This window comes from Treponema endosymbiont of Eucomonympha sp. (assembly GCF_001028545.1).
Genome location: NZ_BBPW01000001.1, coordinates 1 through 20736, shown reverse-complemented (window position 1 = coordinate 20736; position 20736 = coordinate 1). Strand labels below are relative to the sequence as shown.

General features: G+C 55.9%; 21 protein-coding genes and 1 pseudogene. 14 read left to right on the top strand and 8 right to left on the bottom strand.

The genetic code is table 11. The features are described 5' to 3' along the window. Both AWU74_RS00115 and AWU74_RS00110 read right to left on the bottom strand, forming a co-directional pair. On the bottom strand, positions 1-594 hold a 594-nt coding region (locus AWU74_RS00115), incomplete at its 3' end, for a protein kinase domain-containing protein (RefSeq protein WP_238580089.1). Then, a complete protein-coding gene (locus tag AWU74_RS00110) occupies positions 594-953 on the bottom strand; it encodes a TerY-C metal binding domain-containing protein (RefSeq protein WP_202966379.1) in 360 nt (119 codons plus the stop codon). The genes AWU74_RS00110 and AWU74_RS00115, both read right to left, overlap by 1 nt. An 804-nt stretch (positions 954-1757) precedes the next feature. Between AWU74_RS00110 and AWU74_RS00100 the strand changes: the two genes are divergently transcribed. After that, positions 1758-2756, top strand: coding sequence for a class II fructose-bisphosphate aldolase (locus AWU74_RS00100; protein WP_062326434.1), 999 nt, complete (start codon positions 1758-1760; stop codon positions 2754-2756). Between the two features lie 510 nt (positions 2757-3266). After that, positions 3267-4526: a DNA polymerase III delta subunit-related protein gene (locus AWU74_RS00095; RefSeq protein WP_062326438.1), complete on the top strand. Its 1260-nt coding sequence runs from the start codon at positions 3267-3269 to the stop codon at positions 4524-4526. A gap of 574 nt (positions 4527-5100) precedes the next feature. Here AWU74_RS00095 and AWU74_RS11295 read toward each other — a convergent pair. Then, the gene (locus AWU74_RS11295; protein ID WP_187150755.1) at positions 5101-5259 is read right to left on the bottom strand and encodes a hypothetical protein; all 159 of its coding nucleotides are present in this window, start codon (positions 5257-5259) and stop codon (positions 5101-5103) included. 164 nt (positions 5260-5423) lie between these two features. On the opposite strand from AWU74_RS11295, the gene AWU74_RS00090 reads away from it, so the two are divergent. From AWU74_RS00090 to AWU74_RS09660, 3 genes and pseudogenes are all read left to right on the top strand, one after another. Next, complete coding sequence (locus AWU74_RS00090) at positions 5424-6314, top strand: transketolase (protein WP_059369768.1); 891 nt, start codon at positions 5424-5426, stop codon at positions 6312-6314. A gap of 34 nt (positions 6315-6348) precedes the next feature. Beyond that, positions 6349-7281 carry a transketolase family protein gene (locus AWU74_RS00085; protein WP_062326432.1) on the top strand — a complete coding sequence of 311 codons (933 nt, stop codon included), beginning with the start codon at positions 6349-6351 and terminating at the stop codon, positions 7279-7281. A 332-nt stretch (positions 7282-7613) separates the two neighbouring features. After that, positions 7614-8360, top strand: a pseudogene (locus tag AWU74_RS09660) (IS5 family transposase). Between the two features lie 350 nt (positions 8361-8710). Here AWU74_RS09660 and AWU74_RS00070 read toward each other — a convergent pair. After that, positions 8711-9229, bottom strand: a complete 519-nt coding sequence (locus AWU74_RS00070) for a hypothetical protein (protein ID WP_062326425.1) — start codon at positions 9227-9229, stop codon at positions 8711-8713. Positions 9230-9911: 682 nt separating this feature from the next. Here AWU74_RS00070 and AWU74_RS00065 point away from each other — a divergent pair. The 8 genes from AWU74_RS00065 to AWU74_RS00030 all read left to right on the top strand — a co-directional run bounded on the left by AWU74_RS00065 (position 9912) and on the right by AWU74_RS00030 (position 17337). After that, positions 9912-10682 (top strand): segregation and condensation protein A, encoded by a 771-nt coding sequence (locus tag AWU74_RS00065; protein ID WP_062326424.1) that lies wholly within the window; start codon positions 9912-9914, stop codon positions 10680-10682. An 11-nt stretch (positions 10683-10693) separates the two neighbouring features. Beyond that, on the top strand, positions 10694-11224 hold the full coding sequence (gene scpB, locus AWU74_RS00060; RefSeq protein ID WP_062326422.1) for an SMC-Scp complex subunit ScpB: 531 nt from the start codon (positions 10694-10696) through the stop codon (positions 11222-11224). Continuing rightward, positions 11202-12437, top strand: coding sequence for a pseudouridine synthase (locus AWU74_RS13075; RefSeq protein WP_306700868.1), 1236 nt, complete (start codon positions 11202-11204; stop codon positions 12435-12437). Before scpB ends, AWU74_RS13075 begins: the two co-directional genes overlap by 23 nt. Positions 12438-12706: 269 nt before the next feature. Next, complete coding sequence (gene nifH, locus AWU74_RS00050; protein WP_059369143.1) at positions 12707-13528, top strand: nitrogenase iron protein; 822 nt, start codon at positions 12707-12709, stop codon at positions 13526-13528. A gap of 113 nt (positions 13529-13641) precedes the next feature. After that, positions 13642-13968: a P-II family nitrogen regulator gene (locus AWU74_RS00045; protein WP_062326420.1), complete on the top strand. Its 327-nt coding sequence runs from the start codon at positions 13642-13644 to the stop codon at positions 13966-13968. Positions 13969-13977: 9 nt separating this feature from the next. After that, entirely contained in the window at positions 13978-14352 is a 375-nt protein-coding gene (locus AWU74_RS00040; RefSeq protein ID WP_062326418.1) for a P-II family nitrogen regulator, read from the top strand. 26 nt (positions 14353-14378) lie between these two features. Next, positions 14379-15980 carry a nitrogenase molybdenum-iron protein alpha chain gene (gene nifD / locus AWU74_RS00035; protein WP_062326416.1) on the top strand — a complete coding sequence of 534 codons (1602 nt, stop codon included), beginning with the start codon at positions 14379-14381 and terminating at the stop codon, positions 15978-15980. Next, positions 15973-17337, top strand: coding sequence for a nitrogenase component 1 (locus AWU74_RS00030; RefSeq protein WP_062326414.1), 1365 nt, complete (start codon positions 15973-15975; stop codon positions 17335-17337). The genes nifD and AWU74_RS00030 overlap by 8 nt, the downstream gene beginning before the upstream one ends. Positions 17338-17360: 23 nt before the next feature. Here AWU74_RS00030 and AWU74_RS00025 read toward each other — a convergent pair whose 3' ends face one another. The 3 genes from AWU74_RS00025 to AWU74_RS00015 all read right to left on the bottom strand — a co-directional run bounded on the left by AWU74_RS00025 (position 17361) and on the right by AWU74_RS00015 (position 19075). After that, positions 17361-17993, bottom strand: coding sequence for a hypothetical protein (locus AWU74_RS00025; RefSeq protein WP_162504569.1), 633 nt, complete (start codon positions 17991-17993; stop codon positions 17361-17363). Between the two features lie 62 nt (positions 17994-18055). Further along, entirely contained in the window at positions 18056-18562 is a 507-nt protein-coding gene (locus tag AWU74_RS00020; protein ID WP_062326411.1) for a hypothetical protein, read from the bottom strand. 36 nt (positions 18563-18598) lie between these two features. After that, entirely contained in the window at positions 18599-19075 is a 477-nt protein-coding gene (locus AWU74_RS00015; RefSeq protein ID WP_062326409.1) for a hypothetical protein, read from the bottom strand. Positions 19076-19518: 443 nt separating this feature from the next. Here AWU74_RS00015 and AWU74_RS11290 point away from each other — a divergent pair, with 443 nt between their 5' ends. Next, positions 19519-19686: a hypothetical protein gene (locus AWU74_RS11290; protein ID WP_162481787.1), complete on the top strand. Its 168-nt coding sequence runs from the start codon at positions 19519-19521 to the stop codon at positions 19684-19686. A 161-nt stretch (positions 19687-19847) separates the two neighbouring features. On the opposite strand, the gene larB is transcribed toward AWU74_RS11290, so the two are convergent. Further along, positions 19848-20531 carry a nickel pincer cofactor biosynthesis protein LarB gene (gene larB, locus AWU74_RS00005; RefSeq protein WP_062326405.1) on the bottom strand — a complete coding sequence of 228 codons (684 nt, stop codon included), beginning with the start codon at positions 20529-20531 and terminating at the stop codon, positions 19848-19850. Positions 20532-20736: the final 205 nt, after the last annotated feature.

The following is a 20736-nucleotide window of genomic DNA, read 5'->3' as shown; positions in this document are numbered from 1 at the left end:
ATCTGTAAGAGAATCCGGGTACGCGTTTCCGCAGACGATTTCCGGCGCCATATAGCCGGGTTTTCCGCCGATGTTTCCTGCGTTCTTTTTTCCGTCAGGAGTTACGTTATCGTTATCGCAAATAAGCACGTCGCCGGTATTGACGTTGATAAAAAAATTGCCGTCGTTCAAGTCTTGATAACTCAAGCCTTTGCGGTGCAGCGACCGGAATCCGTTTACAATATTCAGCGCCGATTTTATCACAAGCTCTGTTGAAGGAAAATTGACGGTGTGATTCAAAATATCAGAAAACTCTGAAAACTCCTTGGTGCGCAAATTCATCACGTACCCAAAAGCATTGCCGTTTTCCTCTGTCAAAAAAAGCGGCCATAAAAACTTTGCTGCGTCGGGCGGACCATTCGCAATATTCTTTTGCATATTTTTTCTGAATGCGTCTTTGTTTGCGAATTTGCACGTATACCATTTGAGCGCATGCGGCTTGCCGTTTACTGAAACCGAATACACGATTCCCTGCCCGCCCTGCCCCAGTTTTTTGTTGATAGCTGCCGTCCCGCCGCCTTCCAGTTGTACTTTGTCGCCTTGTTTGAATTCCATCACAGCACCTCGCCTTCTACAGTCAGTGTGTTTACCGTATTATATTCACCGGAAAGCCCGCACCACGGACACGTCCCCTGTTTTGTCTCATCCCGCCAGCAAAAAATCTTTCCGCAACTGCACTGCGCTATGCTGTTTGTTCCGCAATACGGGCAGCCCGGATATTCGCTTGTTGGATTCATAGACCCGCTCGTTTTTTCTTTGTCAAACCCCTCTCGCTTCGCCTTTTTTTCGTCAATTTTGAAAGCCCAAGTCCGCACCCAGTCTTTTTGCCGCTCTTCGATGCGCATGCCAAAAACGCCTTTTGTTTTTTGACACTTGCCGAGCACGATTTTTGCGTTAATCCGTTTCTCTTTCATCTCTTATCCCTATGCGTTTCGATAGTCAAATGCAAATTGCATTTTTCGCATAAATACCGAGCCCTTCCAAACTCTCGGATAAACGGTTGCTCGCTTGTGTGGTTAGTTCTGAATCCGCCACGAATTCCCGAATGCCACCCTATACGGTCTTTGTCGCGCCCTGTAACCTTATCAGTTACGTCAAAGCGCACAAATTTTAAGGTAAACCATGACCCGCATTTCGGACAGTGAACAGTCTGCACCCAGTTTTTAATCGCAGGGAGAAGCGCAAGTGCGACAGCCAGTATAACTCCAACAATCATCCATTCCATACCGGAGCAGCTCCTTAATTCCGTTAATGCTTCCGCTTACAACAAACTCGCCTCTATGTTCAGTGCGTTCATTTATCTGGCTATTATCAATATTGCTTTGCGCCGCGTGAACACTTCATAAGGAACTTGTCCGTGTCTGTACATTCTGTACTCATTATATGCCTCCGTCATGACCGCTCTGAATGGAAGCGAAGCCGCCCATATATATCATATTTTTCCGTGCGCACCAACCGCCTGCTGTATCTGCCGGGCGATATGCCGACCAGTTTCCGTCCAGTTGGCTACCGAGCAGACCTGCCGGGCGCTTCCGTTTGCCCCGCCTCTATCCCCGCCCGCTATGCCGCGAGTTTCTTGAAGAAACTCGGACCTTGCCCGTGCGTTGCACAGGTAAGGCGGTTTGTCTTGATTTTTTTACCGCGTTCCGCTAGTATCTGTCCCGCGCCGCGCAAAAAAAACAGCGGGCGGCGCTATCATTCGCAAAGGAGTCATCGCTATGACGAGCTACAAAGAACTGGGGCTGGTGAACACCAAAGAGTTGTTTGCGAAAGCCATTACGGGCGGCTTCGCTATTCCGGCATACAACTTCAACAACATGGAACAGTTGCAGGCTATCATTCAGGCCTGCGTCGAGACGAAATCGCCGGTCATCCTGCAGGTTTCGTCGGGCGCGCGGAAGTACGCGAACAAGAACCTGCTCAAGAACATGGCGCGCGGCGCGGTCGAGTACGCCGAAGAGCTGGGCTATAAGATTCCGATAGTGCTGCACCTCGATCACGGCGACACGTATGAGCTGTGCGCGGACTGCATTGAGAGCGGCTTTTCGTCGGTGATGATAGACGGCTCGCACCTGCCGTTCGCGGAGAACGTCGCGCTGACCAAAAAGGTCTGCGACTACGCGCACGGCAAGAAGGACTACGTTACCGTCGAGGGCGAGCTCGGCGTGCTGGCGGGGGTCGAGGACGACGTGTCGGCGGAGGAGAGTCACTACACCAAACCGGCGGAGGTGCAGGAGTTCGTGAGCAAAACCGGCGCCGACTCGCTGGCTATTTCTATCGGCACCAGCCACGGGCGGCAGAAGTTCAAGCCCTCGCAGTGCACGCGGAATGCCGACGGCGTGCTGATTCCGCCCCCGCTCGCGTTCGGCGTGCTTGCCGAAATCGAGCGGAAGCTCCCCGGCTTCCCGATAGTGCTGCACGGCTCTTCTTCCGTGCCGATCGAGTACGTGCGTCAGGTGGAAAAGTTCGGCGGCAAGCTCAGCGACTCCGTCGGAATCCCCGAAGAGCAGCTCCGCAAAGCGGCGAAGTCCGCCGTGTGCAAAATAAACATAGACTCCGACGGGCGGCTCGCCATGACTGCGGCGATACGCAAGGTGTTCGCCGAGCACCCCGAAGAGTTTGACCCGCGGAAGTACCTCGGTCCCGCCCGCGACGAACTGAAAAAGCTGTACGCGCACAAAAACAAGGAAGTGCTCGGTTCCGCGGGACAGGCGTAAGCGTTCGGCTACCGCCGAACGACCGGGTTTTCTGAAAAACTCGGCGTAGAGGTAAACTCGCGGCAGAGAGGTAAAACCTCTGTACCGCATAGAGGCTCTTCCTGCTATAAGGGAGAGCCTCCCCTATTATGGGCAGGCGAGACTCTTGCCTACCGCTCGTGCGCTGCCTTTGGAAACCACCCGCCCCTTGAGGCGGTTTCCAAAGGCAGTCCGTCCCGGACTTCTGCAAGCGCATTATAAAACACCGTCAGTTTTCCGAAAAACAAGCGCACATAAAAATCATAACGTGCGGAGCTTTTTGTAAGGAGGAGCGGGGGAATCAGCCGACTCTCCCGCCTTCCCCCGAAAGGCTTCGGCGTGTAGTCGTTTTCTCAAGAAGCTCGGACGTTCCCCGTGTTCGGGAACGCTGAACGCGCGGGCGGCAAATTGAATAAACCCGTAAAATACTGTATAATAAGGCGGTCTCGGCTTGAGACTGCACAACTTGTTTGCTGACGTGTGGGCGAGATTATGTTTGAAAATGTACTCTATCAGAACGCTTCCGTACTCATTGCGGACGATATCGCGCACGGGGCGCTGCCGTCTTCGCTGCTGTTTGCGGGACCTCCGGCGTCGGGAAAGCTCACCTGCGCGCTGGAGCTCGCGCGAATCCTTGCCTGCCGCTCGGCGGAAGCGCGCGGCGCGTGGAACTGCGCGTGCCCGTCCTGCCTGAAGCACAAGGCGCTCATGCACTCCGGGCTTCTGCTGACCGGCTTCCGCGCCTCGACGCTCGAAATCGCCGCCGCGCGGCAGACGCTCGTCGAGGCGGCGCGGGTGAATGCGCCGTACCTTGCCAGCGTCCGCTACCTGTTTCTGCGGAGCGTCCGCAAGCTCACCGCCCGCTTTTCGCCGGTGCTGTGGGCTGACGACGACAAAGCCTCCAAAATCTCGCCGCTCGTCGCGTCCGTCGATGAGGCGTTGGAGGAGCTTGACCCCTCCCGCCCGCTTCCTGAACCGGCGGCGCTCGAAAAGGCGACGGCGAAGCTCGCCTCGCTCTGTGAAAAGCTCGACGCGGGCTTCGTGTCCGGCTCGGTTCCGGTTGCCCATATCCGCCATATATCCTCGTGGGCGCGTTTCACCGTCGCCGAAGGCAAAAAGACGGTGATTATCGAGAATGCCGACCGAATGCAGGAAGGGGCGCGGAACGCACTGCTCAAGGTTCTCGAAGAGCCGCCCGAAGACGCCGTGTTTGTCCTACTCACGGAGAAGCGGAGCGCGGTGCTGCCGACGATTCTGTCCCGCGTCAGAACCTACCAGTTCGGCGAGCGGACGGCGCAGGAGCAAGCCGAGGTGTTGCTCCGCGTCTTTCACGCGAGTCCTGCCGAAGGCGACGACCCGTCGGCGCAGGGCGAGCGCGGCATTGAACGCTACCTGCGCTCGTTTTTGCCGACGGACGCCAACGCGGTGAGCAAACTCGGCAACGACTTCGCCGCCGAAGCGATTCGCGGCAGCGTCCCCGACGTGCGCGCCGCCGTCGCCGCCGCGAAGAACTTTGAGCCGCGCCTCCTGCTCGACAGCTTCTTCGACGGCTTTTACCGCTGCCTGCGCTCGATACGCGTCGGACTCAGCGCGCAGGAAAACCCCTACGGTTTTGCGTTTGCAACGGAACGCGAGCATTTCTTCCTGCACCAAATGGCGGAGTGCTATTCCCGAATCACGACATACAACCAAACGCCGACCGCGGCGCTCGAACAGCTTGCACAGGAACTTGCGACATACGGCAACGGATAACGCAGGTGACTAGGTAGAAGCCTATTCGGACAGGACAAGACGGGAGGTCATCGCTGGACAGGTGCAAAAGCGCGCCTGAGGGAACGCCTCCTCGCCTTTTTTATGCCCAGCCGAGCGTTCTTCTGCGTGTGCATCTCACACCTGCCCGAGTGCGAGGCTCACGCTCGCTCATGCAGAGGATCGACACACGCCCGTGCAGGCGTCGGCTTCCCGCCCTATTTGCAGGGCGTGCCTTTATGCCTTCACCCGCTTTTACTTATACACCGCCGCGAGTTTGCGGAGCCAACTCGGTAGTAACGCCTTCGGTGTTGCGGCAGTTTCTCAAGGAATTCGAACGTTACCCACAGGGTAACGACCTATCCGCGGGGTGCGAATGCGGACGCATTCCCGCCTGTAGTCCACCCGCATTCCTGCCTGTAATGCGGGTGCATTCCAGCTTGTGCAGCGTACACCTCCCCGACGGTACGTCGTACAGTCGCGTGCCTGCACACCGTACAGTAGTGCGTCTGCATACTGGAGAGTAGTGTGCTCGTATACTGTACAGTAGCGTACCTGTGTACTGTACGGCATCATTTCACGTTACCGTCAGCGGCTTCCGGCAGTCTATGACGCAGTTATCCTTGAGCAGCCGTTTGTTCCCGTTCATATACCGCGTAACCGCCCGCAGCGTGTACGCGCCCGACTCTGCCTGTATGCCTTCTGTCTCTATGCGGCACAGTGGTTTTGCCGTCATGCCTTGCCTATACCGCGAGTTTGCAAAGCAAACTCGGTAGCAAGCCGAAGGCTTGCGGCAGTTTCCTCAAGAAACTCGGACGTTGCCCGTAAGAGCAACGCTCTTGAAACGTTCCCCCGTTTTGCGCTTAAATAGGGGCACAATCTTGCACCGGAGGCAACACAGTGAGCGCTACAGTATCTGACTTGCTCAAAGAGAAAAAAGGCGCGTATTCGGCGGCGGAACTGGCGGCGCTGGCGGCGCGCTTCCGCGTCGAAATGTTCGACGTGCTGCACGAGCGGCAGACGGGGCACTGGGGCGGCGCGTCGTCCGCCGCGGAAATCGTTACCGCCCTGTATTTCAGCCGCCTGAAAATCGACCCGTCGCAGCCGAAGTGGGAAGGGCGCGACCGCTTCGTGCTGTCAAAGGGTCACGCGTCCGTCAACCTGTACACGGTTCTGGCGCGGCGCGGCTTCTTCGCTCCCGCCGTGCTGCCGTCGTTCAGGACGCTCGGCTCGATTCTGCAGGGGCACCCCAGCATGAAGCTGGTGCCGGGCGTGGACTTTTCCACCGGCGCGCTGGGGCACGGACTGTCCGTCGCCTGCGGAATGGCGCTCTCCGCGGCGCTTTCCGGCGCGGGCTTCCGTACCTATGTGCTCACCGGCGAAGGCTGCCTCGACGAAGGCTCCACGTGGGAGGCTATGCTCTTCGCGGCGAAGTACCGCCCGAAGGGGCTGGTCTTTCTGGTCGACTACAACAAGGTGCAGCTCGACGGCAGGTCGGAGGACATTCTGCCGCTTGAGCCGCTCGCGGACAAGTTCACGGCGTTCGGCTGGCACCTTGCGCCACGCGCATACGACGGGCACTGCACGGCAGACATTCTGCGGTCATTCGCGTGGCTCGACGGCGACGACGTGTGGCCGAAAGCCGTCATCTATGACACCGTGAAGGGCAAAGGCGTGGATTTTATGGAAGGCAAGAACGCGTGGCACGGTGCGGCTATCGACGACGGCAGCTACGCGAAGGGGCGTCCGCAGTTGCTGAAGGACGCGGAAGCGAAGGAGGCGGCATTATGAGCGGAACGATAAAGCGCGCGGAAGGGGGTGCAACATGAGCGAGGCGATGAGGGACGCGTTCGGCAAGAGGCTCGCCGAACTGGGCGCCGAGAACGGCAAAATCGTGGTGCTTGACGCCGACGTGTCGTCGAGCACAAAGACGGCGCTGTTCGGCAAAGCCTTTCCCAGCCGCTTTTTCAACTGCGGCGTCTCCGAGGGCAATATGGTCGGCGTTGCGGCGGGCTTTGCGGCGTGCGGGTTTCACCCGGTCGTCAGCACCTTCGCCATTTTTCTGGTGCTGAAGGGCGCAGACCAAATCCGGCAGGACTTTTGCTACAACCATTTGCCGGTCGTCATTGCGGGCGCGTATGGCGGCTTGAGCGACTCATTCGACGGCGCGAGCCACCAGTCCGTAGCCGATATTGCGATTATGCGCGCATTGCCGAATATGGAGGTTATCGTCCCCGGTGACGCAAAGCAGGCGGCAAAGGCGCTCGAATACGCGCTTGGGCGCGACTGCCCCGTGTATATCCGGCTGAACCGGAATGCCTTCCCCAACCTTGCGGAACCGAAAGACTTCGCCTTCGGGGACAGGGCGCCGATAGCGCTGCGGGAAGGCGCGGACGTAACGCTCGCCGCGACCGGAATCACGGTGCACGCGGCGCTCGAGGCGGCAGAACTGCTCGAAAAAGACGGCGTGAGGGCGGCGGTGTTCTCCGTGCCCTTCGTGAAGCCGCTCGCCCCCGCGCTGCTCGCCGAGTCGCTGCGGCAGACCGGCAGGCTCGTAACCGTGGAGGAGCACAACATTATGGGCGGATTCGGGAGCGCGGTGCTGGAGCAGCTTGCGCCCGGCGGAGTGGGCTTCAAATATCTGCCTATCGGCATTGCAGACCGTTTCGGCGACACCGGCCCCTACGACGCGCTGCTCAAGACGTACGGACTGGACGCGGCAAGCATTGCGGGCAAGGTCAGGCAGTTTGTGAAGTAGGATACGGCGTTCGGCGGTAGCCGAACGACCGGATTTCCGGGGAAACCAACCGAGGGGCGGCATAAAACCGTAATACGGGCAAGCGCCTACCGGGCTGCCGAGCGATATGCCGGCGGTTTCCGCGTAGTTGCCTGCCCGAGCGGGCTTGCTGGCAGGCACTTGCCCGTGCAAACGTCGGCTTTCCCAGCTTTGTTCGTGGCCTCTGTGCCGCCCTATTCGCTGCCTCTCTGCCGCTTTTCCCGCTCTTCGGCAAGCCTTCTTGATAACCACGTTAGGTTCTTACCCGTACTAGGCAGTGTGAACTAGATAGGGAAAAGAGATAAAATAAAAGCATGAAAAGAAATGACGACATTCACCGTCACGATATAAGCAACGAGGCGCGGGAACGCATAAAAGACCTGTTGCCCGGACAGGCAGGGAAGCACGGGAGAGTGGCGAAAGACAACCGCCTGGTTTATCAACGCGGTAGCGTGGCAGACGCGTACAGGCGCTCCGTGGAGGGATATACCGCCAGAATTCGGGAACTGGAACAGCATACACAAGCGGTTTTGCCGCTGGCGGAATAAGGGAATATGGAGAATACTGGCGGACGCCGCAATAGGCGAGCCTGCCGGGGATATCTTTATGATAGATTCGACGTATATCAAGGCACACGCGAACGCATGCGGGGCACAAGGCAGCAGTCAGGATATCAGCCGTACAAAAGGGGGCTGAACAGCAAATTACACTTGGCAGTTGACGAGTACGGGATACCGGCAAGCGGTACTGTCGCGGACTGTAGCCAAGCACTCTTCCCTATGGAGGGTTTGGAGACGGAAGCGTTCCTTGCGGACAAGGCGTATGACACGAACGAGCTGCTAGATATGCTTAAGGAAGCGGATATAACAGCAGTCATCCCTCCGGTTAAAAGCCGAAAAGAGCAGAGAGCGTACAGTCATGAGCTGTATCGGGCACGGCACATCATTGAAAACGTCTTCCGTGCCCTCAAGCGTTAGCGGAGAGTCGCTATGCACTACGCAAAGCTCACCGCTTCCTTCATCGCCGCTATTCATGTCAGGTGTTTATTCCTCTACCTTTAAGTCCACACTACCTAGAGGTAGACAGAGGCTCGTTGCAAACTCGGCACAGAGGCAGCGGCGTTGCCCGCACGGGCAACGTCCGAGTTCCTTGAGGGAACTCGGTATATAGACGCATCCCGCTTCTTTCCGCCCTTCGGCAAACCCGCCTTTGGGCGTAAAAAAGGCGGGGAGCATGTTTGCCTCCCCGTCCGCTTGTCCGCTGGTTTCTTTTAAGGAACTATTTCTCGCAAATGGAGCGCAGCGCCAGCAAAGCGGCAGTACTGCTTACCGCCACCAGTTCTCCGGCAATATCCACTCCGTTTCTCCGGTAGACAGGTCGAGATATTTGCCCGTGCCGAAAACATCCTTGATCAGCATCCGTGCAATATTCCATCCACCGGACAGTCCGAAATGTACGGCGCTCCCACACGCCGCTGAAATAGAACGCAAGCTGCCCCCAGTCGTTGGTGCTGTTCCACTGCGCCCGGTACACACTCGCTGCTTCCCTCAAAGAACAGGTCGTAGCTCCGGGTGCTGTAAGCATCCTCGTGCTCCGAGACTGTGACGGGTATGCCGCACTCGGCAAGGTAGGCGGACAGGCGCTCTGTGTTGCGCTTTACGTCCTCCGCCGTCTTAAACTCAGCGGTATACTGGTGTTCGTATTCTTCTTGTGTGGGAAAACCTTCGCTCCCGTAAATCCGAATGACCGCGGCTTTTCCCGGGAGGAAAACGAGGACACCCCTATTCTGGTGGAACGCCCCGCGCTCTCCGCCGAGCGCGCCGGAATCCGCCGCGCGGATATCCGGCGCTTTCAGCGCGTTGTTCGCGCAGCCGGCAGCCGCAATGACGGCGGTGTTCAGCGCGCCGACAGCACAATTGGACTTTTTCATGGAACTGTTCCCCGCTTGCGCGAATGCTGGGTGCACAGCCGGTTCGTGTGTGTTCGACATCGTATGCTGTACCGGAGATCAGCAGCAAATCCGTCTCTCAGGCAAGCTCTGAAAGCGGACGCCCCTCGTGCGCGTTGCACACGCACGCCCATATAATAGCGCCGCTCGCCGAAACCGTCAATAGGAATACGAGCGCTGCCAAACTCTCGCTGCGTCCCACCCGTGCCGGGTTTTGAAACCTGCCCGCCCTATGCGCCGAGTTCCTTGCAGGGAACTTGGTCGTTCCCCTGCAAGGGGAACGCTTCATGCCCACCAAACGCCGTTGCCTTTTATAGTACACGTATGCGATACGCGCGACACACAGGTTTCAGCCTATGCGCAGAGTTTGACGAGGTTTCCGTCCAGTTGCCTGCCGAACGGGTTTGCCGTGTTCCCTTTCTCTATGACGACCTGCCCGTGTCGGCAGTCCATACTTGCCCACATAGGGACTCCGAACCTGCCCGTGTTTCAAATGCGGGGCACGGGTCTTACCTATCTGCCGTTCCCCTGCAAGGAACTACCGCAAGCCGAAGGACGAAAGCCTCTATGCCGAGTTTCCTCAAGGAACCCCGGACGTTGCCCGCGTTCCGCGCGGGTATCGCCTCTTGCCATTTTGCGCGGAATCGGCGACAGTACAGCCGATATGCCGGAATTGTTTGAGCCCCAGCCCGAAACGGCGGGGCGGCTGCGCGAGGGGCGCACGTTCGTGCTGGACGCGTTCGAGGGACCGCTCGACCTCCTGCTGTATCTGATTAAGACGAACGACCTGAATATCTACGACATTCCGCTCGCCTCTCTGACCGCTCAGTTTCTGCAATATCTCGACGGGGCGACGGACGACCTTGCCGGCATGAGCGAGTTTTACGCGCTGGCGGCGGATTTGCTCTATATCAAGTCGAAGATGCTGCTGCCTGCCGAAGTCTCGCCCGCCGACGAGGAACTGTCCGACCCGCGGCAGGGGCTGGTCGACCGGCTTATCGAGTACCAGAAGTTCCGCAAGCTGGCGAGCCTGCTCGGCGAGGCGGAAGGGGGCGCGGACTGGGGCTTCGGGCGGCACAACGGCTGGAAGGCGCTGCCGCTCGGCGAGGCGGAGCTCTGGGAACAGGCAGACGCCGAGGGCGCGCTCAGGAATATGCGAAGCATATACCGGCAGTTGTTCGCCTCGTATGCCTCCGGCGAGATTCCGAACCTGTTCGAGGAGATACCTCTCGCCGAAAAACTCGCGCTGCTCGGCAGGCTGCTGGAAAGCCGCGGCGAATGCTTCCTGACCGACTTAATCGTGCGGGAAGGCAGCCTCCTCGACGTCGTGTGCGCGTTTATGGCGGTGCTGGAAGCGGTCAAGTTCAAGACGGCGAGCATCTGGCAGAGCCGCTCGTTCGGCGATATCAAAATCCGCCCGTATCAGGCGGCATAGGCGGGAGTCGGGTGGAAAAGGAAGCGGCGATAATCGAAGCCGTTCTCTTTATAGAGAGCGAGCCGCAGGACGAGGCGGCGCTGTCCCGCATTTCGGGCTTGGCGGAGGGCGCGGTCGGCGAGGCGCTCGGGCTGCTCGCCGACAAATACGCCGCCGAGTATTCCGGCGTGGAGCTGGCGCGGGTTTCGGGCGGCTGGGCGCTGCGCCCGAAGCAGGACGTCTGGGAGTCGCTCCGTGAGCACTACGCGCGGAAGGGCGAAAGCCGCCTTTCCCGCGCCGCGATAGAGACGCTCGCCATAGTCGCGTATTCCCAGCCCATAACCCGCGCGGAAATCGAGGCTATCCGCGGCGTTTCGGCAGACAACATGATTCGCCTGCTGTCCGAGCGCGGCTTCGTCAAAGAAGTCGGCAAGAAGGACGTGCCGGGGAAGCCGGTGCAGTTCGGCACGACGAAGGAGTTCCTCAGATTCTTCCGCCTGAATAGCATTGCCGACCTGCCGCAGCTTGAGGAGAGCGAACATGAACGATTTGAACTTCGGTAACGCGGCGGAACCCGGCTGCCAGCCTTCGGCGCCCGACGAACAGACGGGAGAAACGCTGCCGACACAGTTTGCCCCGGAAGTCGCCGTCGGCGGCGCAACCCAGAACGGCGCAAGCGCAGCACAGACAGGAGCGGACAAAATAGCAAAAGAAAGTCCCCTCCTGAACGGCATAAGCGTAACGCAGACGAGAGCAACCTATACAAAAAAAAACACTGTCTCTCCGAGAGGCATAAACATATCGCGGAAGGTGAACCCTGCTGATTCAGAATCCGGCAACATACACCCGAAAGGTACAAGCGTACTACGGGGAATATGCCTCGATGCAAAACCTGCCGGCGCAGACCCGAACGGCATAAACGCGCCGCACGGGACGAACCCCGGCGTCGGGGATTTCGGCACGATGCGCTTGCAGCGCTACCTCGCGCTTTCGGGCGTGGCGAGCAGGCGGAAATGCGAAGAATTCATCACAGCTGGCAGGGTGTCGGTGAACGGGTGTGCGGCAACGGAACTCGGCACGAAAGTGTCCGCCGCCGACACCGTGTTGTTTAACGGGAACCGGGTGCAGCCCGAAACGGCGAAACGCTACGTGCTGCTCAACAAACCGGTCGGGTATGTGTGCTCCTGCGCCGACGAGCAAAACCGCCTCCTCGCGGGAGATATCGTCGCGTCCCGCTACGCCGAGCGGCTCTATAATATCGGGCGGCTCGATATGTACTCGTCGGGGCTGCTCATCTTTACCAACGACGGGGATTTTGCCGCCCGCGTTTCGCACCCTTCGTCGAATATCGAGAAGGAATATATCGCCGACACAACCGCCCCTATCCCCGGCGCGCTGGTCGAGCAGTTCGCACGGGGAATTCGCATAGACGGCGTTTTCTACCGGTGCAGCGCTATCAGGCAGCTTGCGCCGCTCCGCGTCCGCATTGCATTGGTCGAGGGCAAGAACCGCGAGATTCGGCGGGTGTTCGCACATTTCGAGGTGCCGATTAAGCGCCTCTCGCGTACCCGAATCGGCATACTCGAAATCGGCTCGCTCCGTGAAGGCGGGACGCGGAACCTGACCTCGGCGGAAGTCTCGTGGCTGCGGAATCCGTCCCGTTATAATTCGCCTTCTTCTATAAGCACTCGAACGGTAGTGTCGTCTGCCCCGCGTCCGACAAAAAACCGTCCCACTCACGCGAATCACCGCCCGCCGGATACGCATTTTTCCTGAAGCCGCGCCAACGGAACGACAGTGCTGCGAGGCGGATAGCGAAATTCGGCGTCTTGCCCGTCCGCATTTTTGCTACACCGCTGCCCGCAATTCGCAGCGTGTCGGAAAAAGCAAAGAAAAATATCTACCAGAGCCCGTTTCCTGTTGACGAAATAATTTTTCTGTGCTAGAGTAGCCCCGAAATCAACGGCAATGGTGCTCTCGGGCGCATTGTCGTTTTTTTTTGCTTCGGCAATGTACATATTTTCTTTAATTACGGAGGATTACGAATGAGGCAGGTAGCTATCTACGGCAAGGGCGGAATCGGCAAATCGACCACCACCCAAAACCTGAACGCGGGACTTGGCACTATGGGCAAGCACATTATGATTGTGGGCTGCGACCCCAAAGCGGACTCGACGCGGCTTATCTTAGGCGGTCTCGCCCAGCAGACCGTGCTGGACACACTGCGGGAAGAAGGAGAGGACGTTGACCTTGACCTTGTGCTGAAGCCCGGCTTTTCCGGCATTAGGTGTGTGGAATCGGGCGGCCCGGAGCCGGGCGTCGGGTGCGCCGGGCGCGGCATCATCACGTCGATAGGGCTTTTGGAACGGCTCGGCGCGTACACCGAAGACCTTGACTATGTGTTCTACGACGTATTAGGCGACGTTGTCTGCGGAGGATTTGCGATGCCTCTCCGCGAAGGCAAAGCGCAGGAAATCTATATCGTCGCGTCCGGCGAAATGATGGCATTGTATGCGGCGAACAATATTTCCAAGGGCATTCTGAAATACGCTAATACCGGTGGCTGCCGACTCGGCGGAATCATCTGCAACAGCCGCAAAGTCGACGGCGAGCGGGAACTGGTGGACGCATTCGCCAAAAAACTCGGCTCGCAGATGATTCACTTCGTGCCGCGAGACAACATGGTGCAGCGGGCGGAAATCAATAAAAAGACGGTTATTGAGTTTGACCCGACCTGCAATCAGGCAGAAGAATACCGCCAGCTTGCCGCAAAAATCGACGGCAACGACTTATTCGTCATTCCCAAGCCCATGAAGCAGGACGAACTGGAATCCCTGCTCATGGAACACGGGCTTATGGACATATAAAACCACTGGAGATTTTTAAGGAGCGGAAAGCGGGGCTTCGCAGACTTGCCCAAACGCTTTCGCCTCTACAAAAATCCCAGCGCATTAGCAAACGAAAAACGAAGGAGACTTTTATGATACTGATACGAGCAATCATCCGCCCCGAAAAAGTGGGTATTGTGCTGAGCGAATTGCTGGCCGCAGGTTTTCCGGCGGTAACAAAAATGGACGTGTTCGGGCGCGGCAAGCAGAAGGGCATCTCTATCGGGGACGTGCATTATGACGAAATCCCCAAGGAAATGCTCCTCTTGGTGGTAAACGACGAAGACAAAGACGACGTGGTGAAAACCATTATGCGGAACGCCCGCACCGGTGAAAAGGGGCATTTCGGCGACGGGCGCATCTTTGTCAGTCCGGTATTGGACGCCTATACTATCAGCACCGGCAAACAGGGGCTGTAAGGAGGGACGATGAAAGAGATTATGACGTTCATTCGGACGAACAAGGTCAACGCCACGAAAGAAGCGCTGGCGAACGCGGGCTTTCCAGCCTTTCTGTGCCGCCCTTGCCTCGGCAGGGGGAAGAAACACCTCGACCCGAATCTATTACAATTGGTGGTGGAAAACGGCGAGCTGCCGGTGTCCAGCGTGGGCGAATCCCTCACCGAAAGTATGCGGCTTATTCCCAAGCGTTTTTTCACGCTGATTATCGAAGATGACCAAGTCGAGCTGGCGGTAAAGACTATCGTCAACATAAACCAGACGGGGAATCCTGGCGACGGGCGGGTTTTTATCCTGCCGATAGCGGAAACCTACGGCGTCCGTACAGGCGAAAACACATTGTAAAGATTAAAAAAAGGAAAGAAGGATTTATGGTAAGCGCAAGAACAAAGGTGCTGGACAAATACAGCGCGCGGGTGTACAAAAACCGGAAGGAGCATATCGTCGAAATAGACGAGAGCTCGCCCGACCAGCAGATTGTCGCAAACACGCGCGCGGTGCCCGGCATTATGACCAACCGCGGCTGTTGCTATGCGGGGTGCAAAGGCGTAGTGCTCGGTCCGCTCAAGGACGTGTTGGTGCTAACGCACGGGCCTATCGGCTGCGGGTTCTATTCGTGGGGCACGCGGCGCAATAAGGCGCGGGTAGAAAACGGCGCGAGCTTCACGCAGTACTGTTTTTCAACCGATATGCAGGAGCCGGATATTGTGTTCGGCGGCGACAAAAAACTCCGGAGGGCTATCAAAGAAGCTATGGAGATTTTTCACCCCAAGCACATTATGATATGCTCCACCTGCCCGGTGGGGCTTATCGGCGACGACATTCACGCGGTGGCGGCAGACGCCGAAAAGCAGTATGGCATACAATGCATGGCTTTTAGCTGCGAAGGATACAAGGGCGTGAGCCAGAGCGGCGGGCACCATATCGCCAACAACACCGTCATGCGGCGCATCATCGGGACGGGCGACAAGCCGCCGAAGACCAAACATACGGTGAACCTGCTCGGCGAATACAATATCGGCGGGGACGGCTGGGAAACCGAGCGCATTCTGAAACGCATCGGCTACGAAATCATCTCGGTGATGACGGGGGACGGGAGTTACGAGGATTTGCAGAACGCGCATTTTGCCAACCTGAACCTCGTACAGTGCCACCGCTCCATTAACTATATCGCCGAAATGATGGAGACCAAATACGGCGTCCACTGGCTCAAAGTCAACTTTATCGGAATCGACGCGACGATTAAATCGCTTCGGGAAATGGCGCTTTTCTTTGGCGACGGGGAACTGTCGGCGCGGACGGAAGCGGTCATCGAAGACGAACTGGCGCAGATAACGGAAGCGCGCGAGTTTTACCGCGAAAAGCTCAAAGGCAAGACTGCCGCGCTGTATGTGGGTGGCTCGCGCTCGCACCACTATCAGTTCCTGCTCGCGGATTTCGGCATGTCTACGGTGCTTGCGGGACACGAGTTCGCGCACCGCGACGACTACGAAGGGCGAAAGGTTATCCCGTCTATCAAAATAGACGCGGACAACAAGAACATTGAGCATTTGGACGTTGAAAAAGACGAGCTGCACTATCGCGCGTACCTGACACCGGAACGTTACGCCGAGCTGAAGGGCAAAATCCAGCTTGAGGATTATGCGGGAATCATCCCCGACATGAAGAACGGCAGCGTGGTGGTGGACGACCTGAACCATTACGAAACCGAGGCTTTCCTTGCGGAACTGAAGCCGGATATCTTTATGTCGGGCATTAAAGACAAATACGTGCTGCAAAAGGCAGGCGTGGTGTCGCGGCAGCTTCACTCTTACGACTACAGCGGCCCGTATGCGGGGTTTCAGGGGGCAATAAACTTTGCGCGGGACGTTACTATGGGCATTTACGCGCCCGCGTGGAAACTGGTAACGCCGCCGTGGAAAAACGAGCCGATTCTTGAAGCTACGGTAAGCGCAGGAGGCGGAAATGCTTAATTTGACGCCTATAGAAACAAGCGAGCGCACCGCGCTTCGGATTAACCCGTGCAAAACGTGCCAGCCGGTGGGGGCGCTGTATGCCGCGCTGGGGGTGCACAACTGCATGCCGCACAGCCACGGCTCGCAGGGCTGCTGTTCGTATCACCGCACGTTCCTGTCGCGCCACTTCAAGGAGCCGGCGATAGCCTCGTCGAGTTCATTCACCGAAGGCGCGTCGGTATTCGGGGGGGGCAGCAACATTCGCACCGCCGCGAAAAACATATTCGAGATTTACAACCCCGACATTATCGCGGTGCACACGACCTGCCTTTCCGAGACTATCGGCGACGACATGAATGCGTACATTCGGGATATGGAGATTCCCGAGGGAAAGCTCGTCGTCCACACGAACACGCCGAGCTATGTGGGCAGCCACATAAACGGTTTCTTTAACATGATGAGCGGCTTCATCAAATACCTCGCGAAGTCGAGCGGCAAGCCGAACGGCAAGTCGGTGATTTTTCCCGGCTTCGTCAACCCGGGAGACATGCGGGAACTGAAGCGCATTGCGAAGCTGATGAACGCGCCGACAATTATGTTCCCTGACACGAGTCAGGTTATGGACGCGCCGATGACGGGCACCTACGCAATGTATCCGAAGGGCGGCACGACAATCGGCGAGATTGTGTCGCTGGGCGACTGCGAAAAGGTGTTTGCGCTCGGCGAGCTGACGAGCGAGGAGCCGGCAAACGCGCTCGACCGGAAATGCGGCGTAAAGTATGAGCTTCTGCCGCTGCCGATAAGCATTGCGAACACTGATACGTTTTTGGTGCGGCTTTCGCACTGGACGAAAAACGAGGTGCCCTACGAGCTTGAAGAAGAGCGCGGGCAACTGGTGGACGTGATTCTGGACTCGCACTTTTACCTTTCGGGCAAAAAGGCGGCGATTTTCGGCGACCCCGACACGGTGCTCGGCTTGACCTCGCTTGCGCTTGAACTGGGAATGATTCCCAAATACGTGCTGACCGGCACGCCGGGCGACGCGTTCATGCGCAAAGGCACAGAGCTTTTTGCGCGGGCGGGCGTTACGGGCTGCACGGTGAAGGCTCCGGGGGATTTGTTTGAACTGCACCAGTGGATTAAGAATGAACCGGTGGACATTCTGCTCGGCACGAGCTACGGCAAGCAAATTGCCAAGGCGGAGGATATTCCATTCGTGCGGGTGGGTTTCCCGATTCTTGACCGCTATGCGCACTCGTATTTCCCCATAGTGGGCTACCGGGGTTCGCTCCGCTTGGTGGAAAAAATCACCGAAGCGCTTATGGACAGACAGGACCGCGCCGCGAAAGACGAAGACGTGGAAATCGTCATGTAGCCTTACGGCGAAACGCAGAACCATTAAAAAGCGCAGTCCGCACGGGCTGCGCTTTTTGCGTATATAGGTGGAGCGCGCCCCGCGGGGACGAAGCGGATACGGTCGGCGGGAAAGTGTCCCATAAGAGGCGGTGCGGCATACGCGGGGAGGATGAAGGAATCGATACGGGATAAGTTATTTCCACCTATTCGTCCGCTCCCGTATACGATTTTGCACAGCATTACGGTCTTCGCTGCACGCAGTACGACTTTCGCTGCTTCCAGTATGACTTTCGCTGCGTGCAGAATAAGTCTCACTGCTTCCAGTATGACCTTCGCTGCTTCCAGAATAAGTCTTACCGCTTCCAGTATGACTCTCACCGCTTGCAGAATAACTCTCGCTGCGTGCAGCGAAACCTCCGCTGCTTCCCGCGAGGGCTTCGGCGGCGCGGTCGGTGTTCCCCTTACGGGAAAAACAAAAACATTACCGATTTCCGCCATAGCACTGACTATTGCACAAAATTTTCCAGCGATCTCAAGAAAATACCGCCGTGTCTTCTGCTTGCTGAAAAAGGGCAGGGCAAGATAGATACGGTCAAGGATGTTCGCTTCTATGAATTTGAGGGTTTCGAGGTTGTCGTCGGGAATATGTTTGTTTACGGAGATAACGATATTCATAACGAGCAATGTAGCATAAGTGAAGGAAATAGGGAGTGAAATCGGGCACATTACAATATTTATTAGTCAAGTGTTATAAAATATTCTTCCCCGTTTAATTTTACCGAATATTTCGTTTTTGTCCTTTCGATTTTTTCTCTAGAGCCAAGATCGAATAGCTTGTGGCAATTTGGATATAACACTAAAATGTTTTCGAGTTTCTCGTCACCACCTTCTAGCTTTGATGTAATACGAGATGCTTCAATATAGTATTCGCCATTTTGCTTCCGAATTGTATGCGAATAAAATTGGCATTTATTTCCTCTATATTTTTTAATTAAACCACTTTGATATCTATCGCGTTTATATGCCTTTGAATTAATTATGATATAGGTATTCCCCGTGCTGGCATATTCTGTAATTTTATTTAATAAATTAATTCTATTATTTATATACACATCCGCATTAATATCCGAAGTGATTTCTTCATCATTTTGAGCATACTCATTGCTATTTTTTAATAGTTCACAGCCCTCTTTCTCTCCTATAATATATTGATTTAATGCATCAACTTTAAAATAATTATTCAAAAAAACATGAGTAGCAATTAATTCATTTTGAATATCCTAAACCTTACGATAATTCTTCCATGTTTTTGTTGAAGGAATATCAAAGCTAAGTTGTTGTAAACCATCAAGGGTTTTGTTATTTGGTATTGGATAATGATTCTTATCAATTCTATTCAGATATATTGTTGATATTCCAATTCCAAAATATCTGATTTGTGAATTTTTATAAAAAAGCCAATTCTTTACGTTAAAATTGTTACTAAACGGTTCCAAAACATATACGCGGAAAGCATTATAGTTATTCTCCAACGTTTCGTTTCTGAATAAGTTTTTTGTTCTATTTTCACAGCTTTGTACCTTCCCGCCGTCTCCAATAAATTTGTAGAAGAAACCGATAAAATCAACTTTTGATAAAACCGATAACTTGGTTTTTACAATTAAAGTTTTATAAGAATCTTCATTTCGCCTATACTTTTTTTCATACCACGCTTGAAATTCATTGAGAAGCATCGGCGTGTAGTTATTTCTTTCCACCTCAAACTCCTTTATCTATACAAGTTTCATATAATACCATTTAAACGCGTTGCATAATGCGTCCTCTTATAACATAAATCCTAAAACGTATTAACACGACAAAAGGCTCTAGAAAATACTGTCGGATGCCGCAATAGGCGAGCCTGCCGGGGATATTCTTATGATAGATTCGACCTATATCAAAGCACACGTGGATACATGCGGTGCACGAGGCGGCAGTCAGGATATGAGTCGCACAAAAGTGGTTGAACAGCGAATTACACTTGATAGTTGAATAGTACGGAATATCGGCAAGCGGCACAGATCGTAACCAAGCGTCTCACCTTATGGAGGAATGGAAGTCCTTGCGGACAAGGCATATGACACGTAAGAACTGTTCGACATGCTTAAGGGAGCTGATATAAGCGCAGTTATCCCTCCGGTTAAAAGCCGGAAAGAGCAAAATGTACAACCACGAACTGGACCGGGCACGACACGTCATTGAAAACGTCTTCCGTGTCCTCAAGCGTCGGCGGGGAATAGCTATGCGCTGCGCAAAGTTCACCGATTTCTTCGTCGCCGACATTCATATCAGATGTTTGTTCCTCTATTTTCAAGTTCACACTTCCTAACCCGGAAACCAAAGACTTCCGTTTCCGGGTCAAAACCTTGAGCTGCAAGGCAAAAAACAGAAATCCGCCACATTTCCCCCCTGCCTCTACGCTTCACCGTTATGCCGGGTTTATGCAAGAAACACGGGCGTCTTGCGAAGGCTGAACGCTGCATTCTGAATTTATAGCTTGTTGATTAAATTCGCCTGATACCCAGCCCCGAACCCGTTGTCGATATTCACCACCGAAATGCCCGGCGCGCAGGCGTTGAGCATTCCCAGCAGCGCCGATAGCCCGCCGAACGACGCGCCGTAGCCGATACTGGTAGGCAGCGCGATGACTGGCGCGGAAACCAGCCCCGCGATAACGCTGGGCAGCGCGCCTTCCATACCGGCGGCGGCGACGATGACCCGCGCTTTTTTTATGTCGTCGAGGCGGGCAAAGAGCCGGTGAATGCCCGCGACGCCCACGTCGGCGACGACTTCCACGCGGCTGCCGAAAAACTCCGCCGTCCGCGCCGCTTCGAGGGCTACTGGCAAATCAGATGTGCCCGCGCATACCACGGCGACGAGTCCCGTCCGGTTTTCCCGCGCACAAAACGTACCGACGACAAGCGTCTTCGCTGTGCGGTCGTATGCGGCGTCGGGGAACCGGGTGGCAACGCGTTCGGCAAGCGATTCGCGCGCTTTTGTGCCCAGCGCCGGAATGCCACGCTCCCGCATTGCGGCGATGATGCGCTCCGCCTGCTCGTCCGTTTTGCCCGCGCAGTACACGACTTCGGGATATCCGGTGCGCACGCTCCGTTCGACGTCGACCACCGCAAAACCGGCGGCGTCCGCGTCGTGCGACTGTCTGTTTTCTGCCATGATTGAGGAAAGATGATAGTAGGCGGGCAACGCCGTGTCAAGGTTGCGCAAGCGACTTCGCGCAAAGAAACGACGCGCTCTAGGTAGTGTGGACTGAATGGGGAAAAGAGGTAAAAATGGGAGGTATGAATGAAATACTCCGCAGCGAGCTACGGAGTATTTCATTGAAATCGTCTTCCGTGCCCTCAAGCGCCGGCGGGGAATT

Excerpts from the sequence above, each read along its gene's own strand:
- AWU74_RS00110 (WP_202966379.1), bottom strand. The coding sequence starts at position 953 with ATGAAAGAGAAACGGATTAACGCAAAAATCGTGCTCGGCAAGTGTCAA.
- AWU74_RS00100 (WP_062326434.1), top strand. The coding sequence starts at position 1,758 with ATGACGAGCTACAAAGAACTGGGGCTGGTGAACACCAAAGAGTTGTTT.
- AWU74_RS00095 (WP_062326438.1), top strand. The coding sequence starts at position 3,267 with ATGTTTGAAAATGTACTCTATCAGAACGCTTCCGTACTCATTGCGGAC.
- AWU74_RS11295 (WP_187150755.1), bottom strand. The coding sequence starts at position 5,259 with ATGACGGCAAAACCACTGTGCCGCATAGAGACAGAAGGCATACAGGCA.
- AWU74_RS00085 (WP_062326432.1), top strand. The coding sequence starts at position 6,349 with ATGAGCGAGGCGATGAGGGACGCGTTCGGCAAGAGGCTCGCCGAACTG.
- AWU74_RS00070 (WP_062326425.1), bottom strand. The coding sequence starts at position 9,229 with ATGAAAAAGTCCAATTGTGCTGTCGGCGCGCTGAACACCGCCGTCATT.
- AWU74_RS00065 (WP_062326424.1), top strand. The coding sequence starts at position 9,912 with ATGCCGGAATTGTTTGAGCCCCAGCCCGAAACGGCGGGGCGGCTGCGC.
- AWU74_RS13075 (WP_306700868.1), top strand. The coding sequence starts at position 11,202 with ATGAACGATTTGAACTTCGGTAACGCGGCGGAACCCGGCTGCCAGCCT.
- nifH (WP_059369143.1), top strand. The coding sequence starts at position 12,707 with ATGAGGCAGGTAGCTATCTACGGCAAGGGCGGAATCGGCAAATCGACC.
- AWU74_RS00045 (WP_062326420.1), top strand. The coding sequence starts at position 13,642 with ATGATACTGATACGAGCAATCATCCGCCCCGAAAAAGTGGGTATTGTG.
- AWU74_RS00040 (WP_062326418.1), top strand. The coding sequence starts at position 13,978 with ATGAAAGAGATTATGACGTTCATTCGGACGAACAAGGTCAACGCCACG.
- nifD (WP_062326416.1), top strand. The coding sequence starts at position 14,379 with ATGGTAAGCGCAAGAACAAAGGTGCTGGACAAATACAGCGCGCGGGTG.
- AWU74_RS00030 (WP_062326414.1), top strand. The coding sequence starts at position 15,973 with ATGCTTAATTTGACGCCTATAGAAACAAGCGAGCGCACCGCGCTTCGG.
- AWU74_RS00025 (WP_162504569.1), bottom strand. The coding sequence starts at position 17,993 with ATGAATATCGTTATCTCCGTAAACAAACATATTCCCGACGACAACCTC.
- AWU74_RS11290 (WP_162481787.1), top strand. The coding sequence starts at position 19,519 with ATGTACAACCACGAACTGGACCGGGCACGACACGTCATTGAAAACGTC.
- larB (WP_062326405.1), bottom strand. The coding sequence starts at position 20,531 with ATGGCAGAAAACAGACAGTCGCACGACGCGGACGCCGCCGGTTTTGCG.